Here is a 26039-nt window from a genome sequence, read left to right on the forward strand (position 1 = left end):
GCCGGGACGACCGGGGCGTGCGCAGCGGCCGGGTCGGCGCGCGGGGCTACACGCCGCGCGACGACCGCGGTGGCGACCGTGGCGGCGACCGCGGTGGTTTCCAGCGCCGTGACGACCGTCCCGCGAGCGGCTTCCGCCGCGACGACCGCCGGGACGACCGCGGTGGCGACCGTGGCGGCGACCGCGGTGGTTTCCAGCGCCGTGACGACCGTCGTGACGACCGTGGCGGCTTCAACCGCGAGCGCGGCGGCGAGCAGCGGGGCGGCTTCAACCGCGACCGTGGCGCGGACCGTCGTGACGACCGTGGCGGCGACCGCCGTGACGACCGCGGCGCCCGTCCCGTCGAGCGCCGGGACCACCGGGGCGGCAGCGACCGCCCGTTCAACCGCGACCGCCGCGACGACCGCCCCTCCGGCGGCTTCCGCTCCGGCGGCGGCCACGACCGTCCGGCCACCCGCCGCGACGACCACCGCGGCGGCACGACGGGCACCGGCACCGGCTCCTTCGGGCGCCGCGACGACAAGCCCCGCTGGAAGCGCAACGGCTGACCGCCACCGCTCCTGACCGCCCGCCAGGGCCCGCGCCCCACCCTCACGGTGGCCGGCACGGGCCCTGGCGCGTACCCGGGCCCGTGCCCCGGTCCGCACCCGCGACCGGCGCGCGCCCTGTCGCGTACCGGCGCGGGGGCTCGGGTACCCACCCCGTACCGGCCCGCCCCGCGCCGTGCGACATCCCCACAGGGGGACACCCGATCGGCGCGCGCCCCCGGGCGGGCTATGCTCGTGTGTGTTGTGTCGAGGGCCGTTAGCTCAATTGGCAGAGCAGCGGACTTTTAATCCGTTGGTTGTGGGTTCGAGTCCCACACGGCCTACCACCTCAGCCCCAGGTCAGGATCCTTATCTGCCCTGGGGCTGTCTCGTGTTCGAGTTCATTTCGGACGCATGCTCCACCGATGCTCAATCGAAGTGCAAACGATCACGACGCGGAAGACCCCGGCCGCGCACGGCCGGGGGCCCGCGCTTACGTCTGTGTGGTGCCGCCGGGGCACGTCTCGCGGGACGGGTGTGGCTTCCGGTGTCCGGTGGTCGGCTGTCCGGGCGGGGAGCCGACCGTGTGCCCGCAGGACGGACAGGTGCCTTATCAGTCCTCCTTGGTGAGGCGGTGCTGACAGGTGGTGCGTTCCCGGTCTGTACCGGGAAGTCAGAGCTTCCGGCAAGCTGGCCGATGATCTGCCATCGCGTCTCACCGGACGAGGCCGTGACCGCAAGTCCGTAAGGGTGCTCGGTGTCGCCGGCCTCGGCGAGCGCCTGAACGCGGGTTACGTCACCGCTGTTCTTGATCAGGTCCAGGGCGAAGTCCTGGAATCACGCGGGTCGCATTTGTGATCATTTCCTTACCTCGGCGGGGCAGCCAGCAGTCCAGGGCGAGGCATCGTGATGCGGCTGGGGCTGACGGGTACTGCCTGGCCGTGGTCTCCCGTGCGCCGTGACACGCGCGGATCGGGGTCTGCCCTTCGGGGCCGGCGATCGTCGGCCCCGCCCTGGCGGGAAGCGAGGACCGACATGATGAAAGTGCCCCTCCGCCCGGGCCCGAAGGCTGGGGCGAAGGGGCGGGCGGGGCGGCCGGATTCGAACCGGCGTCCTCCTCCATGCTGTGTAGGCGCACTACCTCTGTGCTACGACCCCGCCGTGACGTGATCATAGCCACGGCTGGGTCGTCAGTCGATCGAGTAAGGGGGCAACTCCGGTCGGGGCGCTCCGTTGTTCGGGAGCGCTCGTGTGGGCGGTGCGAGGGTGACGGCTGCCTGGGCGGCCGGCACCTCACCGCCGCGGAACTGACCGCGGCCACCGCCCGGCCTGCACTTGTGGACCCTCTCTCCTGCCCATGAGGACGTCGTTTCCAGGGATTTCCCTGCGGAATCGGGTAACTCGCCCCAGCCGGGGCTAAGTTGGGCCGATCGACAGGCAAAATCCCCTTGGAAGGGACGTCATCGGTATGACCGTCTCCTCACAGGTCCCGGCCCAAGCCCCGGCTCACGTCCCGGCTCGCGGCCGTGCCGCTCGGTTGGTGGCGCGGGCCCCCGCCGGGGTGCGGCCGTATCTGGAGTTGCTGCGGCTGGACCGGCCGGTGGGGTCCTGGCTGCTGGTGGTGCCCGGATGGATCGCCCTGGGGGCGGTCGCCGGGCCCCGGGACGGGGGCCTGCTCGGGCTGCTGCTCCTGGTGTACGGGGTGCTGTCGAGAGGGGCAGCCAGCGGGCTCAACGATGTGCTGGACGCGCGGTTCGACGCACAGGTGCCGCGTACGGCGGGGCGGCCCGTCGCCTCCGGGCGGCTGGCGGCCGGGCGTGCCCTGGTGCTGTGTGTCGTGGTGGGGGCCGTCGCTCCGCTGGTGATGGGGTTCTGGAGTGTGGAGGCCGTGGTGTGGGCGGCGGCCGGGGCGCCCCTCGCGGCGGTGTATCCGTACATGAAGCGGATCACCCACTGGCCGCATGTGTGGCTGGGGATCACCATCAACTGGACGGTGCCGCTGGTGTACGGCCTGCTCTCCGGAGGGCTCGGGCTCGGGGGCTGGGTGCTGTACGGGGCGCTGATCTGCTGGGCCGTGGGGACGGACGTGATCTACGCCTGCCAGGACCGGGAGGCCGATGTGTGGGCCGGGGTGCGGTCGGCCGCCGTGCTGCTGGGGCGCCGTAGCCGGGTGCTGGTGGGCGGCGTGTACGCGGGGTGTGTGGTGCTGCTCGCCTGGTTCGGGGCCGTGGCCGGGCTCGGGCCGCTGTACTGGCCCGGACTGTGCGTGGTGGCGGGGCAGTTGGGATGGCAGGTGTGGCGGGCCGACCCCGCGGACGTCGGAGCCTGCGGGCGGGCGTTCGCCACCAACCCCCTGTGCGGACTGCTCATCCTCGTGGCCGTGCTCGCCGGGCGGCTCGGTACCCTCGGCTGAGGGACACGGATCCTGGAGGTGCTGGTGGGACTGCGGGAACGGATCGCGGCGGAGCTCACGGCGGTCACGCACGGCGGGGACCTCAAGCTGGAGCGGTACGCGGGGCCGCCCGGTGATCCCGGGCTGTTCGGGATCGCACCGGGTGACCCGGTCTGGCGGGTGCACGGGCAGGCCACCGGGATGCTCACCGGCGGGTTCGCCGCGCTCATGCTCCAGTCGCTGCATCCGCTGGCCATGGCGGGGGTCGACCAGCACTCCGACTTCCGTGCCGATCCGGTCGGGCGGCTGAACGGAATCGTACGGTTCATCACCACGACCACCTTCGGCTCCTCGGCCGCCTCCCACGAGGTGATCGGCCTCGTCCGGCGGATCCACACCCGGGTGCACGGCACCGCCCCCGACGGCCGGCCGTACCGCGCGGACGACCCCGACCTGCTCACCTGGGTACACACCGCCGAGGTACACAGCTTCCTCGCCGGACACCAGGCCTACGCGCCCCGGCGGCTCCGGCTGACCCCCGCCGAGTGCGACGCCTACTACCGCCAAGCCGCCCCCGTGGCCGAGGCGTTGGGCGCACGGAACGTACCGCGCACGTCCCTCGAAGTCGAGGGCTACCTGGCACGCCTCCGCCCCGAACTCCACCCCACCGCAGCCGCGTTGGACTCCGTACTGTTCCTCCGCCGCTTCGGACGCACCCGACGGGAGCGGCTGGTCGTGGGCCTGCTCACGAACGCCTCGGTCGGACTCCTCCCCGACTGGGCCCGCACCGAACTCGGCATCCACCGCCCGGCCCCCGTCCGCGCCGGCTGGGACAGGACCCTGGCGACGGCCGTCGGGCGCACCCTCCGGTGGGGGCTCGGGCCCTCCCGGATCCAGGCCGCCGCACGGGGGCGGCTGGCGGGGGCGCGGCAGGGGTGACACCGGGATCCTCGAACCGTCCGGCAGCGGCACGCTCCGCCGGAGGGCGGTAGGCGGCTGCCGTGGACGGGTCCCGCCGGACCGGTCAGAGCCATCCCTGTTCGCGGGCGATGCGGGCCGCGACGTGGCGGTTCTCCGCGCCGAGTTTCATCGCCGCGGAGGAGAGGTGGTTGCGGACGGTTCCGGTGGAGAGTGAGGCGCGCGTGGCGATGTCCGCGACCGGGGCTCCGGCCTCCGCGTACGACAGGAGTTCCGCCTCGCGGGGGGTCAGGGGGGATTCGCCCGCCGCGATGGCGTCGGCCGCGAGCTCCTGGTCGATGTAGCGGCTGCCCGTGTGGACGGTGCGGATGATCTGGGCCAGGTGGTGTGCGGACACCGTTTTGGTGACGAAGCCGCGTACGCCGACGCTCAGCGCGCGTTTCAGGGATCCGGCGCGGGCGTGGCTGGTGACGATCATCGAGGCGCAGTCGGGGACCGCGTCGCGCAGTCGTTCCGCGACCGTGACGCCGTCGAGGCCGGGCATCTGGAGGTCGAGGACGGCGACGTCGGGCCGGTGCCTCCTGGCCAGGGTCACGGCCTCGTCGCCCGTTCCGGCCTGGGCGACGACGGTGATGTCGTCCTCCAGGGTGAGGAGGGAGGCGAGGGCGCCCCGGATGAGGTGTTCGTCGTCCGCCAGCAGGACCGTGATCATGCGCCTTCCTCCCAGGGGACGCGTGCGGTGAGGCGGAAGATCCCGCCGGAGTGCTGTTCGGTGGTCAGCGTGCCGCTCAGCGCGGTCAGGCGCTCCCTCAGCCCGTTCAGGCCGGTGCCCGTGCCGGACGGGGGGTCGGGGGCACTGTCGTTCTCCATCACCAGCAGGGCCTCGGTCGGGCCGGCGGTGCGCAGGGACATGCTGCAGCGGGAGGCGCCCTGTGCGTGGCGGAGCACGTTCGTCGTTCCCTCGCGGACCACCCAGCCGAGGGCCGCCTGCACCTGGCCGGGCAGCCGGGCCGCCGGTCCGTACTCGATGCGGCAGGCTATGCCCGCCGCCTCCAGGACGGAGCGTGCTCCGGCGAGTTCGGTGTGCAGGTCGGCGGTGCGGTAGCCGCGTACCACCGACCGGATCTCCCGCTGGGAGTCCTGCGCGATGCGCTGCACCTCCAGCATCTGCTCCCTCGCCTCGGGGCGGTCGCGCAGCGCCAACTGCGCCGCGAGTTCGCTCTTGAGCGCCACGACGGCGAGGTTGCGGCCCAGGACGTCGTGCAGGTCGCGGCCGAAACGCAGGCGTTCCTCGGCGACGGCGAGCCGGGCCTGCGTCTGCCGTGCGGCGGCCAGTTCCTCGACCAGCCGGACGCCCCAGCCACTGATCCGGAACGCCAACGCCATGATCGGCGCCATGATGACGGTGCCCCCGATCACGAGCGCCAGCTCCGTCCCGGAGAGCCCTGCCGCCACGCTGCCCGCCCCGACGCAGACCGAGACCACCGCGACCAGCGTCGCCGCCGCGCGGCGCGACAGCGCCAGCGTGGGGGGACCGGCGAAGAGCATCAACAGCCAGAAGAGGTACGGAGACAGGCTCCGGGCGTCGATGCGGCCGGTGGCCAGCAGCGCGAACCCCAGGGCGGCCATGGCCACCGTCACGGCCGTGTACAGCGCGACCAGCGGGTAGGGCCGGCGGTGGGCGTCGACGTAGTGGGAGAGGGCGGCGCGGGAGAGCAGCACCTGGACGGTGGCGTGCGCCACGCCCAGTACGACGACGGAGACCAGCGTGGGCGCGCCGGCGTCCGACTGCACCACCCACAGCATCCACAGCCCGACTTCGAAGAGGGCGAAGTAGGCGAGGCTCACGAGGGTGTACCGGCGGTACCGGTCGAGGCCGTGCGGCGTACCGAGCCGTTCCACCCAGTCGTTCACGCTCATGGTGCCCCACTCCCTCGTCCTGCCGCTGGTGCCGCCGTACGCCCTCAACGGCGCGGGCTCCAGCGGAACCACTGCCGCACGCCGAACGCCACGACGCCTGTCCAGACCAGCGCGGCGAGCACCGCGCGGCCCTGGTCCAGGGCGCCGAGGTCGCCGGTCCAGCCGCCCTGGATGAGATCCATGACGGGCGAGAACGGCAGCCAGGCGCCGATGTCGGCGGCCACGCCGGGCAGCACCTGGCGCGGCATGAAGACCCCGGAGCCGGCCATGCTCACCAGCATGAACGGCAGGAACGTCAACTGCGCGCTCTCCGCCGTCCGGGTGAAGGCGGCCGTCAGCGCGGCTCCGGCCACGAGCAGCACGATACCGAGCAGCAGACCGAGGACCACCAGGTGCGGGGCCTCGGGCAGGGGCGCGTCCAGGACCACCGTCAGGCCGATCGCCAGCAGTACGGACTGCACCAGCGCCAGCACCACCGCGGGCAGCGCGCCCCCGGCCAGGATCTCCCCGTCGCGCACCTCACCCGTGCGCAGCCGCTTGAGCACCAGGCTCTCGCGGCGCGTGACGTACACGCCGACCAGGTTGGTGTAGATGGTGAAGAACAGGCCCATGGCCAGGGTGCCGGGCACGAGGACGGTCGCGATCGACAGCCCGGTGCCGGCCAGGTCGATGCCCTTGACCAGGCTGCGCGCCGACAGCGGCATGATGAGGGGCAGGACGAGCGCGGTGAACAGGGCCGCCCTGCTGCGCAGCAGCAGGGACATCTCGGCGCGGCCGAGGGCGGTCATACGGGCCAGGGAGCCGGGCCGTACGGGCGCCGCGGTGGCCACCGGTCGGGCAGGGGCGGTCGTGGTCATCGTGTCTCCTTCTTGTCCAGGTCCTTCGCGATCTCCATGAACGCCTCTTCCAGCGACGCGGACCGGGCGTCCAGGGCGCGCAGCGTGACCCCGGTCCGCTGGGCCCAGACGAGCAGTTCGGTGGCGGTGCGCTGCAGGTCCCGGGTCTCCAGGTGGACGGTCCTGCCCACGGTCTCGTGCCGGGTCACCCCCATCGGCGCGAGCGGCGGCAGTTCACCGAGGAAGCGGTCCTGGGGCAGCTCGAAGCTGATCCGGGAGGGCCGTTCGGCCACCACGTCGGCCACCCGCCCGGTGGTGGCGATCAGCCCCTGGTGCATGATCGCCAGCCGGTCGGCCAGTTGCTCCGCCTCCTCCAGGTAGTGGGTCGTGAGCACCACGGTCGTGCCCTGGGTCTTCAGCTCGCGGATCAGTTCCCAGGTGTCGTGGCGGGACTGCGCGTCGAGGCCGGTCGTCGGTTCGTCGAGGAAGAGCACCTCGGGGCGTCCGAGCAGGGCGAGCGCGAGGTCGAGGCGGCGGCGTTCACCGCCGGAGAGCTGCTTGACCCGTACCGCGCGGCGGTGGTTCAGGCGGGTCAGTTCCAGGGCCTCCTCCGCGGGGCGGGCGTCGGTGGTGCAGCCCGCCCACATCCGTACGGTCTCCAGGGCGGTCAGCTCCGAGGGGAAGCCGCCTTCCTGGAGCATCACCCCGATGCGGGGCCGTACCGCGGCCCGGTCGCGGTACGGGTCCCGGCCGAGCACCCGGACGGTTCCGCCGGTGGGGGTGGCCTGGCCCTCCAGGATTTCGAGTGTCGAGGTCTTGCCGGCTCCGTTGGTCCCCAGCAGGGCGAAGAGTTCTCCGCGGGCGACCGTGAAGTCGATGCCGCGTACGGCGTCGAACCCCTGGTAGCTCCGCCTCAGTCCGACGGTTTCGATGACTGCGTTCATGGACTCCACACTCCCGGCGGTACGGGGGCGGCGGCAGTGCGGTCTGTCACCGGTTCACCTGACAGACGTCACCTGAACCCATGACAGACCACACGGGGGACGTCTCCCGCCGGGGCATGTGTCCCTCCGGCCGCCGCGTCGTGGAACACTCCAGGCGTGCCCACCTGGATAACTCCGCGCCGATTAGGCGCCACCGCCGCCCTGTACGCCGTCTTCGTCAGCGGCTGGTACGTCGGCCAGCCTCTTCCCGGCGTCGGCTGCCGGTCCCTCGAACCGGCGATCGCGGTCGAGCCTCCTGACAGGTTCAGAGAGCCCGGCGACGTCTCCGCGGACCTCATCCGGACGTACCGGTCCGTGGGGAAGCTCGTCACCACCCAGGTCGTCGACACCGCCTCGGTCCTGCCGTGCGACCCGGTGACGCCCCGCCCCCGCCTGGTGGCCTGGGTGACCGGCGACTGGCGCTGAGGGACGGCCGGGGGCGTCCGGCGTCCTGCGGACGGTGGTTGCCGGCCGGGCCCCGGCCGTACGGGTCAGTACGCCTGGAGCTGGCGGAGGTGGTCGCGGAGCCTGCGGGCGACCTGTGCCATGAGGGCGTCCGCGCCGGGCTGGGTGCTCGCGGGTACGCGGGACTCGGTGAGTACGGCGACGGCGAAGCACTGGCCGTCCGCGTGCTCCACGACGCCGATCTCGTGGCGGAGGTTCATGAAGGTGCCCGTCTTGGACGACCAGGCCGAGGCGTCCGAGCTGAAGTCCGGGGCGAGCCGCTGCCGCATCAGGTTCTCCCCCATCAGGGTGCGCAGGCGCGCGGCCACTTCAGGATGGACGGCCGACGGTGTCCACAGGAGCTGGAGCAGTTCGACGAAGGCCCGGGCCGTGCCCGAGTTCGCGCGGGTGACGTCGAGCTGTGGCACGCGGTGCCCGCGACCGCCCGTACCCGACTCGATCGCCAGGGCGTGGGCCAGGTGCACATCGGCGGCGGTGAAGCGCTTGACGGGGGTGTCGGCGAGCGTGTTCATCGTGTGCCGGACGAAGATGCCGCGCAGCCCGAGGCCGCCGAGCATCTCCGCCACGTCGGGCGGCGGGGTGAGCGCGAACAGGGCGTCGGCCGCCACGTTGTCGCTCACCGCCATGCTGAGGTAGAGGAGGTCGTCGAGGGCGATACGGGCGGGGTGCCGGAACCGGCTCAGCCCCGTGGGCCCGAGGTCGGTCGTCCGCTCCGGGATCACGTCGACCGTGTACGCCCCGTCCAGCTCGCCGCGGCGGATGCGGTCGAGGGTGGCGAGCGCGAGCGGCACCTTGATCAGGGAGGCGGCGGGGAGCTCCAGGTCCGGGTCGATGCCCAGCTCCTCGCCGGTGTGCAGGTTCCGTACGAGCAGCGACACGGTCAGGCCGCCGTCGTGCAGCTCCCGCCGGAGCGCGCCGATCAGTCGTTCAGGCTTCATGAGGGGGGCCGTCCTCCGTTCCCGTTCCCGTTCCGGTAACGGTGTCGGTCTCTGTTCCGGTTCCGGTTCCGGTCGTGGTCCCTGTTCCTGATCCTGATCCGGCGGTTCCTGTCCGCGCGTCGAGGCAGCGGGCGATGTGTGCGCCGAGCCGCTGCCGGATACGGTCGGACTCCCCGCCCGTGTCCGCGACGACGGTGAAGCCCCGGACGAGTCCGACCTCCCCGACGGGCCGCCAGTCGAGGCGCAGATCGGTAGCCTCGGCGCGGGAACACAGCAGCAGGTCGTCCGAGCAGAGCGCCTCCGCCGCGCCGGCGGCGAGTCCGGTCGCCATGAGGTGCTGCGAGGGCCGCAGGCCGACCGCGTCGCAGAGCCGCTTCAGGGGGTCGCGGATGTGCGGTACGTCGTCCTCGGGCTGGATCCAGATACGGCGGTACGGGGCGGTGTCCGCCCGTCCTGGCCGCAGGGTCTCCACGTAGACGCGCTCCACCCCGAGGTCGCGCGCGCCGGCGAGTCCGAGGGGCACCTGCCAGGTCGCCTCGGCCGGCGGCAGGGCGATCAGGGCCGCCCGTACCTCCCGGGAGTGGAGGAGTTCGGCGCGCCGTGACGGGGTGGCGAGACAGAGTTCGAGGGAGATGCCGTCGCGGCGGCCACCGGCGACGAGGCGGGCCAGGCGCCCCGCCGAGCAGGTGTCGGGGACGGCGAGCCGCAGCCGCCTCCCCTTGGCGGTCTCCGCCTCGTCCTCCAGGGCGTCGGCGGCCCGCAGCAGGCGCCGCGCCGCCGGGAGCACGTCCTGGCCGAACGGGGTGAGCGCGACCCGGCGCCCGTTCCTCTCCAGCAGGGTTTCGCCGAGGTGCTGCTCCAGCGCGGCGACCCGGCGGCTGGCGACCGACTGGGACATCCGCGCCGCCGCCGCGCCGATCGTGAAGCTGCCGCGTTCGCTCACATGGACGAACGCGAGACAGGCCCTGACCAGATCCATGGCGCGTCATCTTATGCGGAAACAGCATCGCACCGCCCATTTCTGGCTTGGACCGCATAGCCGCACCGCCGTCAGGATGCTTCCAGATCACCGGCCCGCACTCCGGCGGGCCGGTGCGCCATGTGCCAACGGAGGTTGAAACCCATGCGTGACGTTCCTGCTCGCCGTATCGCCCTGGGCACCCTCGTCCTCACGCTTCTGCCGCTCACCGCGTGCGGCGGGGCGGAGAGCGCCGCCGGAGCGCGGGAGGAGCGGACCCGTACCGTCGCGTCCGTCTCCGACCTGAGCGGCGCCGACGTGTCCGGCTCCCGTGCCTCCTCCGGCTCTCACGCCTCCGGCCTGTACGACAGCCGGTTCAAGAAGCTGGAGAGCAAGTTCGACGCGCGTCTGGGCGTCTATGCCCTGGACACCGGCACCAACCGCGAACTGGCCTTCCGGGCCGACGAGCGGTTCGCCTACTGCTCCACGTTCAAGGCGCTCCAGGCGGGCGCCGTCCTGAAGAAGCACAAGCTGGCGGGCATGGGCCAGAGGATCAACTACACCGAGGACGACGTGGTCTCGGACTCGCCGGTGACCCAGAACCACGTCGACACCGGCATGACCGTGGGCGAACTCGCCGACGCCTCCGTCCGCCACAGCGACAACACGGCGGCCAACCTGCTGTTCGACACGATCGGCGGACCTCCCGGCCTCGGCGCCTTCCTGAAGACCATCGGCGACGACGTCACCCAGGTCGACCGCTACGAACCGGACCTCAACGAGGCCACTCCCGGGGACACGCGCGACACGAGCACGCCCCGGGCGCTCGCGAAGAACCTTCGCTCGCTCGTCCTGGGCGACGTCCTCGGCAAGAAGGAGAAGGCGCTGCTGACGAAGTGGCTGACGACCAACGTGACGGGCGCGAACCTCATCGCCGCCGGAATGCCCGACGGCTGGACCGTGGGCGACAAGAGCGGCGGCGGGAAGTACGGCACCCGTAACGACATCGCCGTCGTGTGGCCCGACAAGGGCGCGCCCATCGTCGTCGCGGTGCTGTCGACCCGTGACGAGCCGAACGCCACGCGCGACGACGCGCTCGTCGCCGAGGCCGCCTCCGTGGTCGCGGACGCCATGGACCGCTGAGCGGCGGTCCGCAGGTCCGTTCTCCGGCCGGCTGCACGTGTGGACGGGCGACGTTCCGCTATTCGCGTATTTCTTGCCATGAGGGCACGCTTCGGCCATTGTCTTCCGCTCCGGGTATGACCGGATGAATTATTGGCTACCTTTGGGCGCTGTTCCGGAGCATTCCGGAACAGCGCAGCCATCTGGGGTTCCTCGGCGCGCGCGTGCCGCGCATATGCCGTGAACGGTTGCCGACGAAATTCAGTGGAGAGCGGAAGAGAGGGGTGTCGCACCATGCGCGAAAAAATCTCCCCGGAACCGGAGCTCGACGGGGGTCTGCTGGAACAATTCGAGGAACGGGGGTATCTCGTTCTTCCCGGATTTATTCCGTCCGCTTCGCTGGATCAGCTGGAGCGGGAAGTGGATCTCTGGGTGGACAGCGGTCTGCGGCAGAAGTCGATCGACGCGTGCAGGGAGCCCCAGGCGTACGGGATACCCGAGGTGGTGGAGATACAGCTCGAAGCACATGGCGAACTGGCCGTGCACGCGCCGCTGATGGCCCTGCTCTCCGGGGTGATGGGGCCCTCGTTCGTCTTTCACCACATGCACTGCGACCGGCGTGCGCCCGGTGCTCCCGGCAAGGGGTGGCATCACGACTACGAGCAGGTCCCGCAGCGTGGCCGGGACCGGATCATGGTGCACGCGCTGCACTACATCCGCGGTCTGCGCCCGGAGCTGGGCGGGCTCGCGGTGCTGCCCGGGTCGCACCGGGAGATCGCCGAGAAGACCGCCCGGGCCCATCTCGGGACCCGGAAGCTGCCCTCCGAGACCGTCATCGACGACCTGCCCGCCGGGTCGACGGTGGTGATCCACTCCGCGCTGTTCCACGCCCGCCGCTCCGCCCCCGGCGCCACGGGCGGGCCCCGGTACATGATCGACGCCTCCTACTGCCAGACCGGCACGCGCTGGCCGCCCGTCAAGCCGTACTGGCGTCATGTGCTCGCCACCGCGCGCGGGCTGGGGCTCGACCGGGGGAGGTGGCCCGATCTGTTCGACGAGCGCCACTTCACCGAGTACGGGGCGACGGACGCCGGGGCGACGGACGCCGGGGCGACGGGCGCCGGGGCGACCGAGGACGAGGAAGGCACGAGAGGGGCGCGCGAGAGGTGAAAGGGGTGTGGTCCGCCGTATGAAAGTGGTCGCTTCCGTTCCGTTCGAGACCGTCCAGCACCGTTTCGCGCGGGCGCATCCGCTCGAACTCGCCCACGAGGCGAACACGAACGACGAGGCCGAGGAGCACATCCGGCAGGCCCAGCGCACGCTGGGGGCGTGGCAGCGCGTGCTGCTCGACCGGGACGATCTCCTCGGGATCGTGCTGCCGTGGCACCTCGGCGAGGGCGGCGAGCGTGAACTCGTCCCCGCGTCGGGTCTGACCGTCGCCGAAGCGGTCCACCGGTTACGGGAGCTGGGCGACACGTACGCCCGTACGAACCCGGTCTGCGCCCGCAAACTCGAACGGATGACCACCGTGCCCTTCACCCCGCTCTTCCTCAGCGCCCACGCGGTGCCCGGGGTCGACTACGAGGGGCTGGTGGTGCGGGAGGGGCTGATCCATCTCGACGGGCTGCACCGCGCGCTCGCGTGGGAGCGCGCGGGCCGGCTCACGCCGGGCACCCGGATCGAGGCCTTCCTCGCGCACGCCACCCCGGCCGGACCGGAACCGGGGCAGGGCCTATCCGGGCCGGGGCAGGGCCTACACGTGCCCGGGCAGGGCCTACCCCCGCCCCACGTACGGCATCGCGCTGGGCATGACGGCGACGGACTGGATGTTCACGCCCCTCGGTAGGTTCGCCATGACCAGCACCATCTCCACCACATGGCGGATGTCCATCGTCGGCTCCACGCGCAGCGTCCCGTCCGCCTGCCGGACCGCCGGCTGCTCCCGGCCCACCGGGGTCACGTTGCCGATGTCGATCTGGCCGCACGAGATGTCGTAACGGCGGCCGTCCAGCGACAGCGAGCGCGTCAGCCCCGCGACGGCGTGCTTCGCCGCGGTGAAAGCGATCGAATCCGGTCGCGGGACCTGGGCGGAGGGGGCGCCGTTGTTGATGATCCGGCCACCGCGCGGCGTCTGGTCCTTCATCATCCGGTACGCGGCCCGCGAGCAGAGGAAGGTGCCGGTGGCGATGGAGTCCATGACGCGGTGCCAGTCCCCGGCGGAGACGTCCTCCGTCGGGGTGTACGGCATGGTGTCCGCCGCGTTGTTGAACAGCAGGTCCAGCCGGCCGAATCGCGCGCCCACCTCGTCGAACAGCCGGGTCACGGCGTCCGCGTCCGTGATGTCCGCGGGCACCGGAAGCGCACGCTCCGCCGCCGGGCCCGCGAGCGCCGCGGTCTCCTTCAGCGCGTCCTCGCGCCGCCCGGCCAGTACCACCGTCCAGCCGTCCGCCAGCAGTCCCAGCGCACAGGCGCGCCCGATACCGCTGCCGGCACCGGTGACGACGGCGATCGCGGTCTTTTCGGCCAATTCGACGGGTTCGGGCATGCCCGACTTCCTTTCGCCGCATTCTGGATCTCCGTGAGGACGGAGACGGGTCGACGAGTCTGGGGATTGACCGTGATGCCCGTCAAGACCGCGTGAAACGTGAATCCCGTCGAGTTCACCCACCTCTTTTCGAGTTCACCCACCTCTTTCGAACACATTCCCGGGCAGGAGTGATCATGACCTCGATGAATCCATCCGGCGTACCTGTTTCCGGCGTTCCCGGCGTTCCCGGTGAGCCCGGCGCTTTCGGTGTTCCCGGATTCCCCGGTGTTCCCGCCCTCGGCGGAACCGCGAACAGCAGCGCCCTGTTCGAGCGCGCCAAGAAATCCCTCGCCGGCGGAATCAGCTCCTCCTCCCGGCTCACCTCCACCGGGCCGCATCCGTATCCCCTCTACATCACCAGTGGCTCCGGCGCCCGCATTCGTGACGCGGACGGAAACGAGTACGTCGACTACCTCGCCGCGTACGGCAGCGCCGTACTCGGCCACGCGCCCCCCGCGCTCACCGGCGCCCTCACCGCGGTCCTCGCCGGCGGGACCATGTTCGGCACCTGCAACGTGCCCGAGGTCGAACTCGCCGAACTCATCCGCGCGATGGTCCCCTGCGCCGACCTCGTCCGCTTCGCCAACTCCGGCTCGGAGGCCGTCCAGGGGGCGATACGGGCCGCCCGCGGCCACAGTGGGCTGTCCAAGGTCCTCAAGTTCGAGGGCCACTACCACGGTTGGACGGACACCCTCGCGATCTCCAACCGCCCCCCGGAGGCGGCGGCGGGCCCCTACGAAGCCCCGCACTCCGTGCCGCACTCCCCGGGCATCCCGGCCGGCGTCAGCGGCGATGTCGTCGTCTGCCCGTGGAACGACCCGGACGCCCTCGTCGCCGTACTCGACGCCCACCGCGGCGAACTCGCCGCCGTCATCTGCGAACCCATCGTCGCCAACAACGCCTGCACGATGCCCGCCCCCGGCTATCTGCGCTTCCTGCGCGACGAGTGCACGGCGCGCGGCATCCTCCTCGTCTTCGACGAGGTCTGTACGGGCTTCCGCACCGGACCCGGCGGCGCGCAGGCCCTGTACGACGTCGTGCCCGACCTGGCCGTCTACTCCAAGGCCCTCGGCGGCGGGCTGCCCATCGCCGCCTTCGCGGGCCGCCGCGAGGTGATGGCGGCGCTCGCCAACGGCCGGGTCAAGCACGGCGGTACGTACAACGCCTCACCGCTCTGCGCGACGGCCGCCCTCGTCACGCTCACCGCGCTCGCCGACCCCGCCGTCGTCAAGAAGATCGACGACACCGGACAGCGGATCATGGAGACCATCCGCAGGGCCGCCGCCGACCACCGCGTGGAGTGCGCGGTGCAGGGCGTCGGCGCGATGTTCCAGGTCGTGTTCTCGCCGGGCGGCGCCCCCACCCGCAACTACCGCGACACCCTCCACCTGGATCAGCGGCGGTACGACGTCTTCCGCCACGAGCTGCTGCGCCGCGGCATCCACACCAACGCGCACGGACTGGCCTGCTGGTTCGTGTCGGCCGCGGTGACGGAGGACGACACGGACCGGACCTGCGCGGCGATCGGCGAGGTCTTCGCCGTCCTGGGCGGCGGGAGCGGGGGAGGCGGCGGGGCGGGGTGAAAGCCGGGGGCGGAGGGGCGAATGTGACGCACGCTACTGCCCGGTCCTGAAGATGGCGGGCCCGAGATGCTGCGGACGGGGCGAGATCGTCGCACTCTTGGCCGTATGAGTGATGCACCGATCGTCGTCCACCGGGCGTCCGGGACAGGCGGACGGCGGGTCACGGTCCGCGGGCGGATCATGGGACTCGCCCATTCCGACGACCACCTGGTCGAATTCCTGCGGCTGGCCGGCCTGCCCGACGCCTGGGAACTGCTCGACGACCCCGCCTGGGTGGAGTGGCAGGGCGGCCCCGCGCACGAGTACGGCGTGGTGGTGTGAGGGCCCGCCGCCCGGCCCGGCCTCCGGCCCTCGGCGTGTGATCAGTCCGCGACGATCGCGGCGAGCTGCGTCAGGGCGTCGATCCGCCAGTCCGCCGCCTTGACCACGGCCGGGTCGTCCGCCCACAGATACCCCCACGGCCCGCGCCGCAGATGGGCCGTGCGCAGGCCCGCCTCCTTCGCGGGGAACAGGTCGTACGCCGGGTGGTCGCCCACGTACACCGTCCGGTCGGGCGCCGCCCCCGCCGCCTCGGTCACCCGCGCGAAGAACTCCGGGGACGGCTTCGCGACGCCCCACTCGCCCGAGGTGGCGACGAGATCGGCCGGCAGGTCCAGGCCGCGCAGCAGCTCGCCGGCCCTGACGGTCTGGTTGCCCGCGAGGACGACCCGGACGCCGAGCTTCCTGAGGCCCGCGAGGGCCGGGCGTACGTCGGGATAGAGGTCGGACTCGTCGAGATGCTGGCCGCGCCCGGCGGCCTCCCTCGCGCGGTACGCCTCGGCGACGTCCATGCCGGGCCGGATCAGGCGCAGCGCGTCCGTGTCGTCCCTGTCCTGGACGGTGGCGGCGCCGACCAGTGCGGAGACGGTGTGGCGCGGGATGCCGAGCCAGTCGGCCCAGGAGGCCCAGTGCCGGTCGTCGCGCACAAGGGTCTCGCCTACGTCGAACACCATGGTTTCGATCATCGGTCCCAGCGTAGAGGGATACGCTCCGCCGATTGTCAGTGGCTGGCCGTAGCCTTGCTCCTATGTTCGCTTCTTCTTCCTCCTCGAAGTCCGCGTCCCCGTACCCGGTCAGATCCGCCGCTGTGGTGAACGCGGACATCCGCGCGCTGTGGGGGCGTGCGGGCGGTGCGCTGTCGTCGGCCGAGCAGGAGCGCTACCAGCGGCTGCTGGTGGAGTGGGCCGCCGCCGTACGGGCGGACGTGGTCGAAGCCGCGTGACGCGGCGCCCCTTCCGGCGCCTTTCCGGGCGGTTCCACCGCCGGTTTCACGGGAAACGGGCGGCTCCACGGGAAAGTGGTCAGGACCGTGCTCCGGATGGCGTAGAGTTGCATTCAACGGCGCGGGGTGGAGCAGCTCGGTAGCTCGCTGGGCTCATAACCCAGAGGTCGCAGGTTCAAATCCTGTCCCCGCTACTGGAAGAAAACGAAGGCCCGGATTCCTGGTGAATCCGGGCCTTCGTCGTGCCCGGAACCGTTCTCGCGCGGGGAGCCCTTCCCGCGCGGGAGCCGTTCCCGCGCTCGGGTCCGCGGCTCGGATCGAGGGCTTGACCTTTACGTAACGTCAACTTCTACCGTGAACGTCATGGAGTGGTCGATCCAGGACATCGCGAAGAAGGCCGGCACGACGAGCCGTACGCTCCGGCACTACGGCGAGCTGGGACTGCTGGAGCCCAGCAGGACCGGCGCCAACGGATACCGGTACTACGGCCAGGAGGCCCTGGTCCGGCTCCAGCGGATCCTGCTGCTGCGGGAGCTGGGGCTCGGGCTGCCGGACATCGCCCGGATACTCGACGGCCAGCAGGACACGGCCGCCGCCCTGCGCGGCCATCTGGCGCTGCTGGAGCAGGAGCGCGAGCGCATCGGACGGCTGATCTCGTCCGTGCGGACCACTCTCCACAAGACCGGGAACGGAGAGGATCTCATGGCAGAAGAAGTGTTCGACGGTTTCGCGCACACGCGGTACGAGCAGGAGGTCACCGAGAGGTGGGGCCGTCCCGCCTACGAGAAGAGCGACCGCTGGTGGCGCTCGCTGAGCGAGGAGGAGCGCCGGGCGTTCGGGGAGCGGCACGAGTCGATCGCCCGCGACTGGGGGCGTACGGCGGCGGCCGGGCACGGCGCTTCGAGCGACGAGGCGCAGGCGGTCGCCCGGCGTCACTGCGGCTGGCTTTCGGTGACCATGGAGCCCACCAGGTCCTATGTCATCGGCGTGACGGCCATGTACGTCGATGATCGACGTTTCACCGCGACGTATGACCAGTACGGTGAAGGTACGGCTGTGCTCGTGCGGGACGCCATGAAGGTGTACGCCGAGCGCCACCTGACCGACTGAGCGTCTTCCCATCGGGGCTCCGTGGTCCAAGTACCGGTCCCCTACCGGCCTCCGTAGCCCAGTCGGCCGAGGGCGGGTCGCTGCCCGGCGCGGCAGCGGCCAGCCTGGGTGGAGCGCGGTACCGTCCGCAGCCGTCGGCGGACCGGGCAGGAGACGACTGGTGGGGAAGCTCAGGAAGATCGGAGAGCGCCTCGGCGGCAGGAGCAGGCAGGACGCCGACGGCGCCGGCGTCCTGGGTGCGGACGGCGCGGGCTTCTGGACGACGAGCGGGCGCGACCACCGCCGGGACCCCGCCCAGAACCTGGCCCAGGTGGGCGACGCGGCGCCGTACGGACCGCACGGCCCGCACGGGCGGCGCCTCGCCGGGCGCAGGCTCGTCCGGTTCCTGCCCGCGTTGGTGATCATCGGCGGGGTGGTCCTGGATCTGGCGACCCCGGCGCGGGTGACCGGGGCGCCGCTCTTCGCGGCCGCACCGCTGATCGCGGCGCCCTTCTACCCGTTGCTGGGCACCCTGCTGACGGGTCTGGCCTCACTCGTCGCCGAGGCGGCGCTGCGCATCCACACGGACACGCTCTTCTCGGTGGTGTCGTACAGCGAACTGCTGACCGTGCTGCTCGTCTCCGTCCTCGCGCTCTACATCAACGGGGTCGTCAGACGCAGCGGCGAACGGCTGGCCTCCGCACGCATCATCGCCGAGACCGCCCAGCGCGCCGTGCTGCCCAGACCGGCGGAGCGGATCGGCGGGCTGCGGATCGCGGCGCGGTACGAGGCGGCGCAGGAGGGCGCGTTCATCGGCGGCGACCTGTTCGCGGTGCAGGACACGCCGTACGGGGTAAGGCTGGTGGTCGGCGACGTACGGGGGAAGGGGCTGGAGGCGGTCGAGGCGGTCGCCGTGATCATCGGGTCGTTCCGGGAGGCGGCGGAGCAGGAGAGCTCGCTGGAGGGCGTCGCGCAGCGGCTGGAGCGCTCGCTCCTGCGCGAGGGGACGCGGCGGGACGGGCTCGATGTCTTCGAGGGGTTCACCACGGCCGTACTGGCGGAGATCCCGCACGGCGAGGACGTCGTACGGCTCGTCAACCGGGGCCATCCCGAGCCGCTGCTGATGTGCCACGACGGAGCCGTGACGATGCTGGCGGCGCAGGACCCCGCGCTGCCCCTCGGCATGAGTGAGCTGGGCGCGTGGCCGGACCGGGCGGAGCAGTCCGTGTACCCGGACGGCGCGACGCTGCTCTTCTACACGGACGGGCTCACCGAGGCGCGCGACACCCAGGGGGTCTTCTACGTTCCGCGCGAGCGGCTCGACGGGCGGATCTTCCAGGGGCCCGACGAGATGCTCCAGGCGCTGATCGACGACGTACGGCGGCACACGGGCGGCGGCAGTCAGGACGACATGGCGCTGCTGGCGGTCAGCCGGCCCGGGGAGGGGGAGCCGGAGCGGCGCAGGACGATGCCGATCGTCACCTGACGGGCTCCACGGCCTCACCGGTTCGCGGCTTCACGACTTCGAGGCTCCGGCTCCGCGGCTCCGCGGCTTCACGATCGCCGGTCACGAACGGTAATCGGTGCGTCTCCCTCCGCATAACATATGACATACCGTCAGGTATGTGTAGTGGATCGATATGCCGGGGGCATCGGTCAACTCGCCCCGATGTGCGTCCTTGTGTCCCGGTACATCCGATGCGAAGTCGTTAACGATCACTGGGAACAGCTTGGAATAACGCCCTGGTCTCTATTAACGTTCGATAACGCAGCGCGGTCGTCCCAGCCGTCGTCAGAGATGGCACCGTGCGTGTGCGCCGAATTCCGCGAGGGAACCGGGGAACCACCAATTGGGGTGAATCGGGAGCTACTTGCCGCCTTGTGCGGCGGGGGGCACCCGTAGGAGACCTTCCTGCTCCGAACCCGTCAGCTAACCCGGTAGGCGAGAAGGAAGGAAAGGAGCACGCCTCAGTGGCGTCCAACCAGCCTGCCCCCACGGCAACGGCGACCTACGCACCCCACTCCTTCGGCAGCGGCGGTGAGAACGAGGCGCCCGGGACCTGGGGGGAGTGGAACCCCACCGAGGAGTCCGTCCGCCCCGTACGCGGCAAGCACCGCGTCGCCAAGCAGCGCAACGGGCTCGCGCGCAGCTCCACCGTCCTCGGCGTCGGCGTCATCGCCGCCGTCGGCGCGGGCGGCATCGCCACCGCCCAGGACAAGCCCGCGGTCTCCATATCCCTGCCCGATGCCATCGCGGACAATCTTCCCGACGCCAAGTCCCTGCCGGGGATGAGCTATCTCAGCTCGGACGACTCCGACTCCGACGTGCTGGCCGGTGAGCCGCTGACCACCGCCGGGCTGACGGCCTCGGACGCGGAACAGGGCGCCACCGACGCCGGCGAGGCGCTGCGCGCCCGCATCCTCCAGCAGGCCGAGCGGCAGCAGACCGAGGCCGACGCGACGCAGCGGGCCGCGGTGCAGGACGCGGCGGCCGAGAAGGCCGCGGCCCAGGCCAAGGCGCGTCAGACGGACGCGCAGGAGAAGATCGAGGCGGCCGAGAAGAAGGCCAAGGCGGAGGCCGAGGCCAAGGCCGAGAAGGAGCGTCTCGCCAAGCTGGCGGCCAGCTACTCGCTCCCCACCTCCTCGTACACCCTCACCTCCTCCTTCGGCCAGTCCGGCTCCCTCTGGTCCTCCGGCTACCACACCGGCCTGGACTTCGCGGCGCCGACGGGCACCCCGATCAAGGCCGTGCACAGCGGCACCGTCAAGTCGGCCGGCTGGTCGGGCTCGTACGGCTACCGCACGGTCCTGGAGCTGGATGACGGTACGGAGATCTGGTACGCGCACCAGTCCTCCCTCTCCGTCAGCGCCGGTCAGAAGGTCTCCACCGGCGAGGTCATCGGCCGCGTCGGCGCGACCGGCAACGTGACCGGGCCGCACCTCCACCTGGAGGTCCACACGTCGGGCGGCACGGGCATCGACCCGATGGCCTGGCTGAACGGCAAGGGCATCAACCCCTGACGCACGTCACCGCCCCCGCCAGGCTTCGCGATTCCGCCCGACCCGTGCCCCCTGTCCAGGCCCCCGTCACCCCGGGAGGTCAGTACTGGCGGTACGGGTTGTAGCCGTCGTAGTCGATGTACGGCGGCGGCACCCGCACCCGGCCGGTGGCCCGCGCCGCGTACGTCAGCGCGGGCCCGGCTATCTCCTTGCGCTCCCACAGGTGGTGCAGCAGCTCCTGCTCGCGCTCCACGAAGTCCGGGCCGACCGGGTCGCGTCCGGCCCGGTGGCGCAGGAACGCCAGGGACGTCGCGAAGGCCTCGTACTCCCCGACCGCCCGCGCCGCGGCGGGTCCGTGGCTGCGGCTCGCGAACCCCCGCGCCATGGTGCGGGCCCGCATCGAGGAGAGCGCGAGGGGCGCGGCCGGGGCCAGCCAGCCCGCGGCGGCGTAGGCGGGCAGCTCGGCCGCGAGCGTCCGCAGCTCGCGCTGGCGGCTCCAGATCGCCAGCCAGGTCAGCAGCCCGAAGACCGGCATCATGAACGCCCCGTACACGGCGTAGAAGCCGAAGGGCCCGAACAGCGACGCCGAGCCGTTCCACAGCGCGTGCATGCCCATCGCGAGGGCCAGCCCGAGCAGCGGGAGGACCACGCGGCGGATCCTCTGGCGCCGGGCCGCCACCGCCGCCAGGCCGAAGCCGATGCCCGTCGCCGCCGTGAAGAGCGGGTGGGCGAACGGCGACATCACGACGCGTACGAAGAAGGTCGCCGCCGTGACCGAGTTCAGCCCGGAGTGCCCCTGGGTCTGGTCCTCGCCGAAGGCGTTGCCCAGATAGAGGATGTTCTCCGTGAAGGCGAAGCCGGTCGCGCTGAAGCCCGCGATCACGACCCCGTCGACCAGCCCCGTGAAGCTCCTCCGGCGGAAGAGGAAGATCAGCAGGATCGCCGTCGCCTTCGCGCTCTCCTCGACGACCGGCGCTATCACCGTGGCGCCCAGGGACTCCGCGCCGGCCGGGTCCGCGGTGGCGGTGGCTATCCACTCCGTCGCGAAGGAGTTCGCGATGATCGCGACGAGCGCCGCCGCGAAGGCGCCCCAGGCGAAGGCGAACAGCAGATTCGTCCACGGGCCCGGCTCGACCCGGTCCAGCCAGCGGAAGGCGGCGGCCAGCAGCGGTACGGGCAGAACCGCCAGCCCGAGGCCCACCAGGAAACCCTGGGGCCCGGTCTGCTCCCGGACGAGCGCGAGGATCACCAGCGCGCAGAGCGCGAGCACCGTGATCAACGCCCCGGCCCTGACCGCCCTGTTGCGCCAGAACGCGCGCGTCGGCCGGTAGCGCCTGCGGGCGGGCTCGGGCACGGCGCTCCACAGGTCGCCCAGTTGCTCCTGCTGCTCGTAGACGGGGATGGCCGGATGCGGGTCGAGGCGCTGCGGGGACGGTTCTGACACCTGATGACCCTAACGAGGGGCACTGACACCTGGCGATCACCCCGGGTGATCCCAGGCCCTGACTTCCGGTCCGGGAGACTTCCGTACGACGGCCTTCCGTACGACGGCCCCCAGGTACGGCAGCTTCAGGTGCGGCGGAACAGCAGGTCGTGCACCACATGCCCCTTGTCGAGCCCCTGGCCCTCGAACCGGGTCAGCGGCCGGAACGCGGGCCGCGGCGCGTAGCCGCCGTCCCGCGCCGTGTTCGCGAAGTCCGGATGGGCCGTCAGCTCGGCGAGCATCTGCTCGGCGTACGGCTCCCAGTCGGTCGCGCAGTGCAGTACGGCACCGGGCTTCAGCCGGGCCGCGGCCAGGTCCAGGAACTCCGGCTGGATCAGCCGGCGCTTGTGGTGCCGCTTCTTGGGCCAGGGGTCGGGGAAGTAGACGCGTACCCCGTCGAGCGACGCGGCCGGCAGCATCTCCCGGAGCAGGATGATCGCGTCGCCGTTGGCCACCCGTATGTTGGACAGCCCGTTCTCCTCGGCGAGCCGGAGCAGATTGCCCTGGCCCGGGGTGTGCACGTCGACGGCGAGGATGCCGGTGCCGGGGTCGTCGGCGGCCATCCGTGCCGTCGCCTCGCCCATCCCGAAGCCGATCTCCAGGACGACCGGCAGCCCGTCGAGGAGCGCGCCCGGGTCGAGCACCCGCTGACCGTCGATGTCCAGGCCCCAGACCGGCCACAGCCGCCGCAGCGCGTCGGCCTGCCCGGTGGTCACCCGGCTGCGGCGCGGCTGGAAGCTGCGGATGCGCCGCTCGAAGTGCGACCCGGCGGGGTCGGCCGCGGGGCCCGAGCCGTCGGGGAACATCCGGCTCGCGGGACGGCTCACGCTGCGGCTCACTGTGGGGTTCTCGGTCATCTCGGCAATCCGGGCTGGTGGGAGTGGTTGGTGGGGGCGGCTGGTGGTGTGCGGGGGCGGCCGGGACCCGGCCGCGATGCCCCAATTCTACGGACCTCGGCGGACCGCTCCCGGGCCCTACTCGTCCGCCAGCGCCGAGAGCGCCCGGCGGGCCACCTCCCGGCCGATGGGCAGCGAGGCGGTCGCGGCCGGGGACGGCGCGTTGAGGACGTGGACCGTGCGTCCCGCCCGCCGGATCAGGAAGTCGTCCGCCAGGGTGCCGTCCCGCAGGACCGCCTGGGCCCGTACACCCGCCGCCGCCGGGCGCAGGTCGGCGTCCCTGACCGCCGGCAGCAGCCGCCGTACGGCCGCCGCGAAGGCCCGCTTCGAGAGCGAGCGGCGCAGCTCACCCGCGCCGTACCGCCAGTGGTCGCGCGCCGTGCGCCACGCCCCGGGCCAGGCCAGCGTCGCGGCCAGCTCGGCGGGGCGTACGGCGGTCCAGGTGTACCCCTCGCGGGCCAGCGCGGGGACCGCGTTCGGGCCGACGTGGACGCTGCCGTCGACCGAGCGGGTCAGATGCACCCCGAGGAACGGGAACGCCGGGTCCGGCACCGGATAGACCAGCCCCCGGACCAGCTCCGGCCTGGCCAGCTCGTAGTACTCGCCCCGGAACGGCACGATCCGCATCCCCGGTTCGTCGCCCGCGAGCCGGGCCACCCGGTCGCAGTGCAGCCCCGCGCAGTTGACCAGGGCGCGCGCCCTGACCACCGCCCCGGACGCGGTACGGACCGCGACGCCCCAGGGGCGCCGGTCGACGGCGGTGACCTCCGCTCCGTACCGTACGGACGCGCCCGCGGCCTCCGCCGACGCGGCGAGCTGCCGGGCGACCGCCGCGAAGTCGCAGACGCCCGTCGTGCCGACCTGGATCGCCGCGACGCCGCGCACCTGCGGCTCGTACTCCATGATCTGCGCCGGGCCCAGCTCCCGCACCGGCAGGCCGTTCTCCCGGCCGCGCTGGACCAGGGCGTGCAGCCGGGGCAGCTCGTCGCGGCGGGTGGCGACGATCAGCTTGCCCGTGACCCGGTGCGCGATGCCGTACTCCGAACAGAACTTGACCATCTCGGCGGCGCCGCGCACCGCGTACCGCGCCTTGAGCGATCCCGGGCGGTAGTAGACCCCGCTGTGGATCACCCCGCTGTTGTGGCCCGTCTGGTGGCGCGCGGGTCCCGGCTCCTTCTCCAGCACGACGACACGGGTGCCGGGGGCCCCGCGCGTGATCGCGTACGCCGTCGACAGGCCGACGATCCCGCCGCCGATCACCAGTACCTCGCAGTCGAACCCCACACGTGTGCCCATCGCGCGCGTCACCTCCCACCCCGATAGTGCACTGGCCCGGGGACGGCGTGCTCAAACCCGCGCGCGGACACCAACACGGCCGGGGCCTTCCCTGCCCCGCCGGCGGACCTCCCCGTACCGCCGGTGGGGCCTACGCGGGCGCCACCAGCAGCGGCCGGGCCCGCTCCCGCAGCTCGACCACCCGGGGCTCGTCCCCGTACGGCTCCAGCCGGTGCAGCAGATCCCGTACGTACTCGGTCGTACGGGCCGACGAGATCCGTCCGGCGACCTCCACCGCCCGCGTACCGGCCGCGCACGCCGCGTCCAGATTGCCCGACTCCAGCTCGGCGACCGCGCTCACCACCAGCCGCAGACCGTGTGAGCGTACGAACTCCTCCGTCGGCCGGGACAGCGCCTGCTCCGTGAACTGCCGTACCTGACGCGGCGCCTTCAGATCCCGGTAGCACTCGGCGGCGTCCGCCGCGAACCGGTCGTACGAGTAGAAACCCAGCCACCCCGGATCCGCGTCACCGTCCCGGGAGCGCTCCAGCCACCCCTCGGCGGCCTTCAGCGACGCCCCGGCCGCGACCGCGTCGCCCGCCTTCGCGTGCGCGCGCGCCTCCACCAGCCGGAAGAAGCTCATCGTGCGGGCCGTGGCCAGCCCCCGGTTGCGCTCCAGCGCCGCCTGGGCGAGGTCGACGCCCTCGTCGGCGAAGCCGCGGTAGGTCGCCTGGAGCGACATGGACGCCAGCACGTAACCGCCCAGCGGTACGTCGGCCGCCGCGCGCGCCAGCCGCAGCGCCTGGATGTAGTAGCGCTGCGCAGCCTCCTGCTGACCGGTGTCGAAGGCCATCCACCCGGCCAGCCTGGTCAGTTCGGCCGTGGCACCGAAGAGCCCCCGGCCGACCTCGTCGCTGTACGCCCCGAGGAGCAGCGGCGCCGCGTCGACCCGCAGGCACTCCGGGACCATCGACGAACGCCAGTCGCCGCCCCCGTACTTGGAGTCCCAGCGGCGCGCGTCGGACGCGGCCTCGCGCAGCTTGGCGACATCGCTGTGGCCCACGCGCAGCGGGGACAGCTCGCCGGAACCCCCGGCGGGACCGCTCCCGTCGGCTCCCTGCGCGCCGGATCCGCCCCCGCCGTGCGCTCCCTGCGCCGCCTCCGCGACCGCCGGATCACGGGCGACCGAGGAGTCGGCGGGTGTTATCAGCCACCGGGAGGCGGGCGTCGCGTAAGCGCTCACTGCGAAAGATCCGGCCAGCGACTGCCAGATGCCCCCGCTGCCCGCGCGCCGGCCCGCCAGGTCCAGCCGGTACAGCTCCGTCGCCGTGCGCACCGCCTCCCCGACGTCACGCGGGAAGGCGAGCCCGACCTCGGGGGCCGGGTCCGCGTCCGCGAGCCCTATCTCGTGGAGTGGGACAGGACGTCCCAGTTTCGCTCCGATGGCTGCGGCGATGAGATGGGGCGCCGCACCCTGCGGAACCATCCCCTTGGACACCCATCGCGCCACGGAGGTCTTGTCGTAGCGAAGTGTCAGACCGCGCTGCGCCCCGAGGTCGTTGACCCGCCGGGCGAGGCCGGCGTTGCTGATTCCCGCGAGGGCGAGAACGGTGCCGAGCTTCTCGTTCGGCCCGCGTAGGTCCCTGGACATGCGTCACCCCTCGACACACAGACGGCCGCCGCTTTGCGGCATAGGCGCGCGGCATTCGTAAACCCAGCGTAGTTCGCCACATCCCGACCGTTAAGGGGCGGACTTCCGGATGGCGGGATTGTTGTCCGTCCCGAGGCCGCAGAACGGGCCCCGGA

At 72.2% G+C, this 26039-nt stretch carries 24 protein-coding genes, 3 tRNA genes, 1 pseudogene and 1 riboswitch; of the genes and pseudogenes, 15 read left to right on the forward strand and 13 right to left on the reverse strand.

What is annotated here, in order from left to right:
* Positions 1-548, forward strand: a pseudogene (locus ACFXPL_RS30995) (RNA helicase); the annotation flags it as partial.
* Positions 549-798: 250 nt separating this feature from the next.
* A tRNA-Lys gene (locus ACFXPL_RS31000) sits at positions 799-874 on the forward strand.
* Between the two features lie 738 nt (positions 875-1612).
* Here ACFXPL_RS31000 and ACFXPL_RS31005 read toward each other — a convergent pair.
* A tRNA-Ala gene (locus tag ACFXPL_RS31005) sits at positions 1613-1687 on the reverse strand.
* A 380-nt stretch (positions 1688-2067) separates the two neighbouring features.
* Between ACFXPL_RS31005 and ACFXPL_RS31010 the strand changes: the two genes are divergently transcribed.
* Positions 2068-2940, forward strand: coding sequence for a 4-hydroxybenzoate octaprenyltransferase (locus ACFXPL_RS31010; protein ID WP_384925843.1), 873 nt, complete (start codon positions 2068-2070; stop codon positions 2938-2940).
* Positions 2941-2964: 24 nt separating this feature from the next.
* The gene (locus tag ACFXPL_RS31015; protein ID WP_384925845.1) at positions 2965-3858 is read left to right on the forward strand and encodes an oxygenase MpaB family protein; all 894 of its coding nucleotides are present in this window, start codon (positions 2965-2967) and stop codon (positions 3856-3858) included.
* Between the two features lie 85 nt (positions 3859-3943).
* Here ACFXPL_RS31015 and ACFXPL_RS31020 read toward each other — a convergent pair whose 3' ends face one another.
* Genes ACFXPL_RS31020 through ACFXPL_RS31035 form a run of 4 tightly spaced genes read right to left on the reverse strand, consistent with a single transcriptional unit; the run spans position 3944 to position 7537 of the window.
* Positions 3944-4549, reverse strand: a complete 606-nt coding sequence (locus tag ACFXPL_RS31020) for a DNA-binding response regulator (protein ID WP_384925847.1) — start codon at positions 4547-4549, stop codon at positions 3944-3946.
* Positions 4546-5757, reverse strand: coding sequence for a sensor histidine kinase (locus ACFXPL_RS31025; protein WP_384925849.1), 1212 nt, complete (start codon positions 5755-5757; stop codon positions 4546-4548). The genes ACFXPL_RS31020 and ACFXPL_RS31025 overlap by 4 nt, the downstream gene beginning before the upstream one ends.
* 44 nt (positions 5758-5801) lie before the next feature.
* The gene (locus ACFXPL_RS31030) at positions 5802-6614 is read right to left on the reverse strand and encodes an ABC transporter permease (RefSeq protein WP_384925851.1); all 813 of its coding nucleotides are present in this window, start codon (positions 6612-6614) and stop codon (positions 5802-5804) included.
* The gene (locus ACFXPL_RS31035; protein WP_384925853.1) at positions 6611-7537 is read right to left on the reverse strand and encodes an ABC transporter ATP-binding protein; all 927 of its coding nucleotides are present in this window, start codon (positions 7535-7537) and stop codon (positions 6611-6613) included. Before ACFXPL_RS31035 ends, ACFXPL_RS31030 begins: the two co-directional genes overlap by 4 nt.
* A gap of 156 nt (positions 7538-7693) precedes the next feature.
* On the opposite strand from ACFXPL_RS31035, the gene ACFXPL_RS31040 reads away from it, so the two are divergent.
* The gene (locus ACFXPL_RS31040) at positions 7694-8002 is read left to right on the forward strand and encodes a hypothetical protein (protein WP_384925855.1); all 309 of its coding nucleotides are present in this window, start codon (positions 7694-7696) and stop codon (positions 8000-8002) included.
* A 65-nt stretch (positions 8003-8067) separates the two neighbouring features.
* Here ACFXPL_RS31040 and ACFXPL_RS31045 read toward each other — a convergent pair whose 3' ends face one another.
* Together ACFXPL_RS31045 and ACFXPL_RS31050 are read right to left on the reverse strand one after the other, a co-directional pair.
* The gene (locus ACFXPL_RS31045) at positions 8068-8979 is read right to left on the reverse strand and encodes a serine hydrolase (protein ID WP_384925857.1); all 912 of its coding nucleotides are present in this window, start codon (positions 8977-8979) and stop codon (positions 8068-8070) included.
* Positions 8969-9958 carry a LysR family transcriptional regulator gene (locus ACFXPL_RS31050; protein ID WP_384925859.1) on the reverse strand — a complete coding sequence of 330 codons (990 nt, stop codon included), beginning with the start codon at positions 9956-9958 and terminating at the stop codon, positions 8969-8971. The genes ACFXPL_RS31045 and ACFXPL_RS31050 overlap by 11 nt, the downstream gene beginning before the upstream one ends.
* Before the next feature lie 144 nt (positions 9959-10102).
* Between ACFXPL_RS31050 and bla the strand changes: the two genes are divergently transcribed.
* The 3 genes from bla (at position 10103) to ACFXPL_RS31065 (ending at position 12905) form a co-directional block, all read left to right on the forward strand.
* A complete protein-coding gene (gene bla / locus ACFXPL_RS31055) occupies positions 10103-11080 on the forward strand; it encodes a class A beta-lactamase (RefSeq protein ID WP_384925861.1) in 978 nt (325 codons plus the stop codon).
* 273 nt (positions 11081-11353) lie between these two features.
* Positions 11354-12229 carry a phytanoyl-CoA dioxygenase family protein gene (locus tag ACFXPL_RS31060; RefSeq protein ID WP_384925863.1) on the forward strand — a complete coding sequence of 292 codons (876 nt, stop codon included), beginning with the start codon at positions 11354-11356 and terminating at the stop codon, positions 12227-12229.
* A 19-nt stretch (positions 12230-12248) separates the two neighbouring features.
* Entirely contained in the window at positions 12249-12905 is a 657-nt protein-coding gene (locus ACFXPL_RS31065; RefSeq protein WP_384925865.1) for a DUF6309 family protein, read from the forward strand.
* On the opposite strand, the gene ACFXPL_RS31070 is transcribed toward ACFXPL_RS31065, so the two are convergent.
* Positions 12834-13604: an SDR family oxidoreductase gene (locus ACFXPL_RS31070; protein WP_384925867.1), complete on the reverse strand. Its 771-nt coding sequence runs from the start codon at positions 13602-13604 to the stop codon at positions 12834-12836. The genes ACFXPL_RS31065 and ACFXPL_RS31070 overlap by 72 nt on opposite strands.
* A 176-nt stretch (positions 13605-13780) precedes the next feature.
* Between ACFXPL_RS31070 and ACFXPL_RS31075 the strand changes: the two genes are divergently transcribed.
* Both ACFXPL_RS31075 and ACFXPL_RS31080 read left to right on the forward strand, forming a co-directional pair.
* On the forward strand, positions 13781-15229 hold the full coding sequence (locus ACFXPL_RS31075; protein ID WP_384925869.1) for an aspartate aminotransferase family protein: 1449 nt from the start codon (positions 13781-13783) through the stop codon (positions 15227-15229).
* 105 nt (positions 15230-15334) lie between these two features.
* A complete protein-coding gene (locus ACFXPL_RS31080) occupies positions 15335-15550 on the forward strand; it encodes a hypothetical protein (protein ID WP_384925871.1) in 216 nt (71 codons plus the stop codon).
* Between the two features lie 41 nt (positions 15551-15591).
* Here ACFXPL_RS31080 and ACFXPL_RS31085 read toward each other — a convergent pair whose 3' ends face one another.
* Entirely contained in the window at positions 15592-16233 is a 642-nt protein-coding gene (locus tag ACFXPL_RS31085) for an HAD family hydrolase (protein WP_384925873.1), read from the reverse strand.
* 62 nt (positions 16234-16295) lie between these two features.
* On the opposite strand from ACFXPL_RS31085, the gene ACFXPL_RS31090 reads away from it, so the two are divergent.
* The 5 genes from ACFXPL_RS31090 to ACFXPL_RS31110 all read left to right on the forward strand — a co-directional run bounded on the left by ACFXPL_RS31090 (position 16296) and on the right by ACFXPL_RS31110 (position 20600).
* Complete coding sequence (locus tag ACFXPL_RS31090) at positions 16296-16490, forward strand: hypothetical protein (protein WP_384925875.1); 195 nt, start codon at positions 16296-16298, stop codon at positions 16488-16490.
* A gap of 120 nt (positions 16491-16610) precedes the next feature.
* Positions 16611-16684 (forward strand) — tRNA-Met (locus tag ACFXPL_RS31095).
* Between the two features lie 169 nt (positions 16685-16853).
* The gene (locus ACFXPL_RS31100) at positions 16854-17600 is read left to right on the forward strand and encodes a MerR family transcriptional regulator (protein WP_384925877.1); all 747 of its coding nucleotides are present in this window, start codon (positions 16854-16856) and stop codon (positions 17598-17600) included.
* Between the two features lie 301 nt (positions 17601-17901).
* On the forward strand, positions 17902-19065 hold the full coding sequence (locus ACFXPL_RS31105; RefSeq protein WP_384925913.1) for a PP2C family protein-serine/threonine phosphatase: 1164 nt from the start codon (positions 17902-17904) through the stop codon (positions 19063-19065).
* A gap of 319 nt (positions 19066-19384) precedes the next feature.
* A riboswitch (cyclic di-AMP (ydaO/yuaA leader) is annotated at positions 19385-19539 on the forward strand.
* 11 nt (positions 19540-19550) lie between these two features.
* Complete coding sequence (locus ACFXPL_RS31110) at positions 19551-20600, forward strand: M23 family metallopeptidase (protein WP_384925879.1); 1050 nt, start codon at positions 19551-19553, stop codon at positions 20598-20600.
* A 79-nt stretch (positions 20601-20679) separates the two neighbouring features.
* Here the strand turns inward: ACFXPL_RS31110 and ACFXPL_RS31115 are convergent, their stop codons facing one another.
* The 4 genes from ACFXPL_RS31115 to ACFXPL_RS31130 form a co-directional block, all read right to left on the reverse strand.
* Positions 20680-22023 carry a PrsW family intramembrane metalloprotease gene (locus tag ACFXPL_RS31115; protein ID WP_384925881.1) on the reverse strand — a complete coding sequence of 448 codons (1344 nt, stop codon included), beginning with the start codon at positions 22021-22023 and terminating at the stop codon, positions 20680-20682.
* 125 nt (positions 22024-22148) lie between these two features.
* Complete coding sequence (trmB, locus tag ACFXPL_RS31120) at positions 22149-22919, reverse strand: tRNA (guanosine(46)-N7)-methyltransferase TrmB (RefSeq protein WP_384925883.1); 771 nt, start codon at positions 22917-22919, stop codon at positions 22149-22151.
* A gap of 117 nt (positions 22920-23036) precedes the next feature.
* The gene (gene lhgO, locus ACFXPL_RS31125; protein WP_384925885.1) at positions 23037-24254 is read right to left on the reverse strand and encodes an L-2-hydroxyglutarate oxidase; all 1218 of its coding nucleotides are present in this window, start codon (positions 24252-24254) and stop codon (positions 23037-23039) included.
* A gap of 130 nt (positions 24255-24384) precedes the next feature.
* The gene (locus tag ACFXPL_RS31130) at positions 24385-25884 is read right to left on the reverse strand and encodes a sporulation protein (RefSeq protein WP_384925887.1); all 1500 of its coding nucleotides are present in this window, start codon (positions 25882-25884) and stop codon (positions 24385-24387) included.
* Between the last annotated feature and the right edge of the window lie 155 nt (positions 25885-26039).

It is taken from the genome of Streptomyces sp. NPDC059092 (assembly GCF_042756365.1).
GTDB lineage: Bacteria > Actinomycetota > Actinomycetes > Streptomycetales > Streptomycetaceae > Streptomyces.

Coding starts and splice junctions, on each gene's coding strand:
- ACFXPL_RS31025 (WP_384925849.1), bottom strand. CDS start 5,757: ATGAGCGTGAACGACTGGGTGGAACGGCTCGGTACGCCGCACGGCCTC.
- ACFXPL_RS31085 (WP_384925873.1), bottom strand. CDS start 16,233: ATGATCGAAACCATGGTGTTCGACGTAGGCGAGACCCTTGTGCGCGAC.
- ACFXPL_RS31030 (WP_384925851.1), bottom strand. CDS start 6,614: ATGACCACGACCGCCCCTGCCCGACCGGTGGCCACCGCGGCGCCCGTA.
- trmB (WP_384925883.1), bottom strand. CDS start 22,919: ATGACCGAGAACCCCACAGTGAGCCGCAGCGTGAGCCGTCCCGCGAGC.
- ACFXPL_RS31060 (WP_384925863.1), top strand. CDS start 11,354: ATGCGCGAAAAAATCTCCCCGGAACCGGAGCTCGACGGGGGTCTGCTG.
- ACFXPL_RS31050 (WP_384925859.1), bottom strand. CDS start 9,958: ATGGATCTGGTCAGGGCCTGTCTCGCGTTCGTCCATGTGAGCGAACGC.
- bla (WP_384925861.1), top strand. CDS start 10,103: ATGCGTGACGTTCCTGCTCGCCGTATCGCCCTGGGCACCCTCGTCCTC.
- ACFXPL_RS31065 (WP_384925865.1), top strand. CDS start 12,249: ATGAAAGTGGTCGCTTCCGTTCCGTTCGAGACCGTCCAGCACCGTTTC.
- ACFXPL_RS31035 (WP_384925853.1), bottom strand. CDS start 7,537: ATGAACGCAGTCATCGAAACCGTCGGACTGAGGCGGAGCTACCAGGGG.
- ACFXPL_RS31075 (WP_384925869.1), top strand. CDS start 13,781: ATGACCTCGATGAATCCATCCGGCGTACCTGTTTCCGGCGTTCCCGGC.
- ACFXPL_RS31080 (WP_384925871.1), top strand. CDS start 15,335: ATGAGTGATGCACCGATCGTCGTCCACCGGGCGTCCGGGACAGGCGGA.
- ACFXPL_RS31090 (WP_384925875.1), top strand. CDS start 16,296: ATGTTCGCTTCTTCTTCCTCCTCGAAGTCCGCGTCCCCGTACCCGGTC.
- ACFXPL_RS31070 (WP_384925867.1), bottom strand. CDS start 13,604: ATGCCCGAACCCGTCGAATTGGCCGAAAAGACCGCGATCGCCGTCGTC.
- ACFXPL_RS31020 (WP_384925847.1), bottom strand. CDS start 4,549: ATGATCACGGTCCTGCTGGCGGACGACGAACACCTCATCCGGGGCGCC.
- ACFXPL_RS31100 (WP_384925877.1), top strand. CDS start 16,854: ATGGAGTGGTCGATCCAGGACATCGCGAAGAAGGCCGGCACGACGAGC.
- ACFXPL_RS31130 (WP_384925887.1), bottom strand. CDS start 25,884: ATGTCCAGGGACCTACGCGGGCCGAACGAGAAGCTCGGCACCGTTCTC.
- lhgO (WP_384925885.1), bottom strand. CDS start 24,254: ATGGGCACACGTGTGGGGTTCGACTGCGAGGTACTGGTGATCGGCGGC.
- ACFXPL_RS31045 (WP_384925857.1), bottom strand. CDS start 8,979: ATGAAGCCTGAACGACTGATCGGCGCGCTCCGGCGGGAGCTGCACGAC.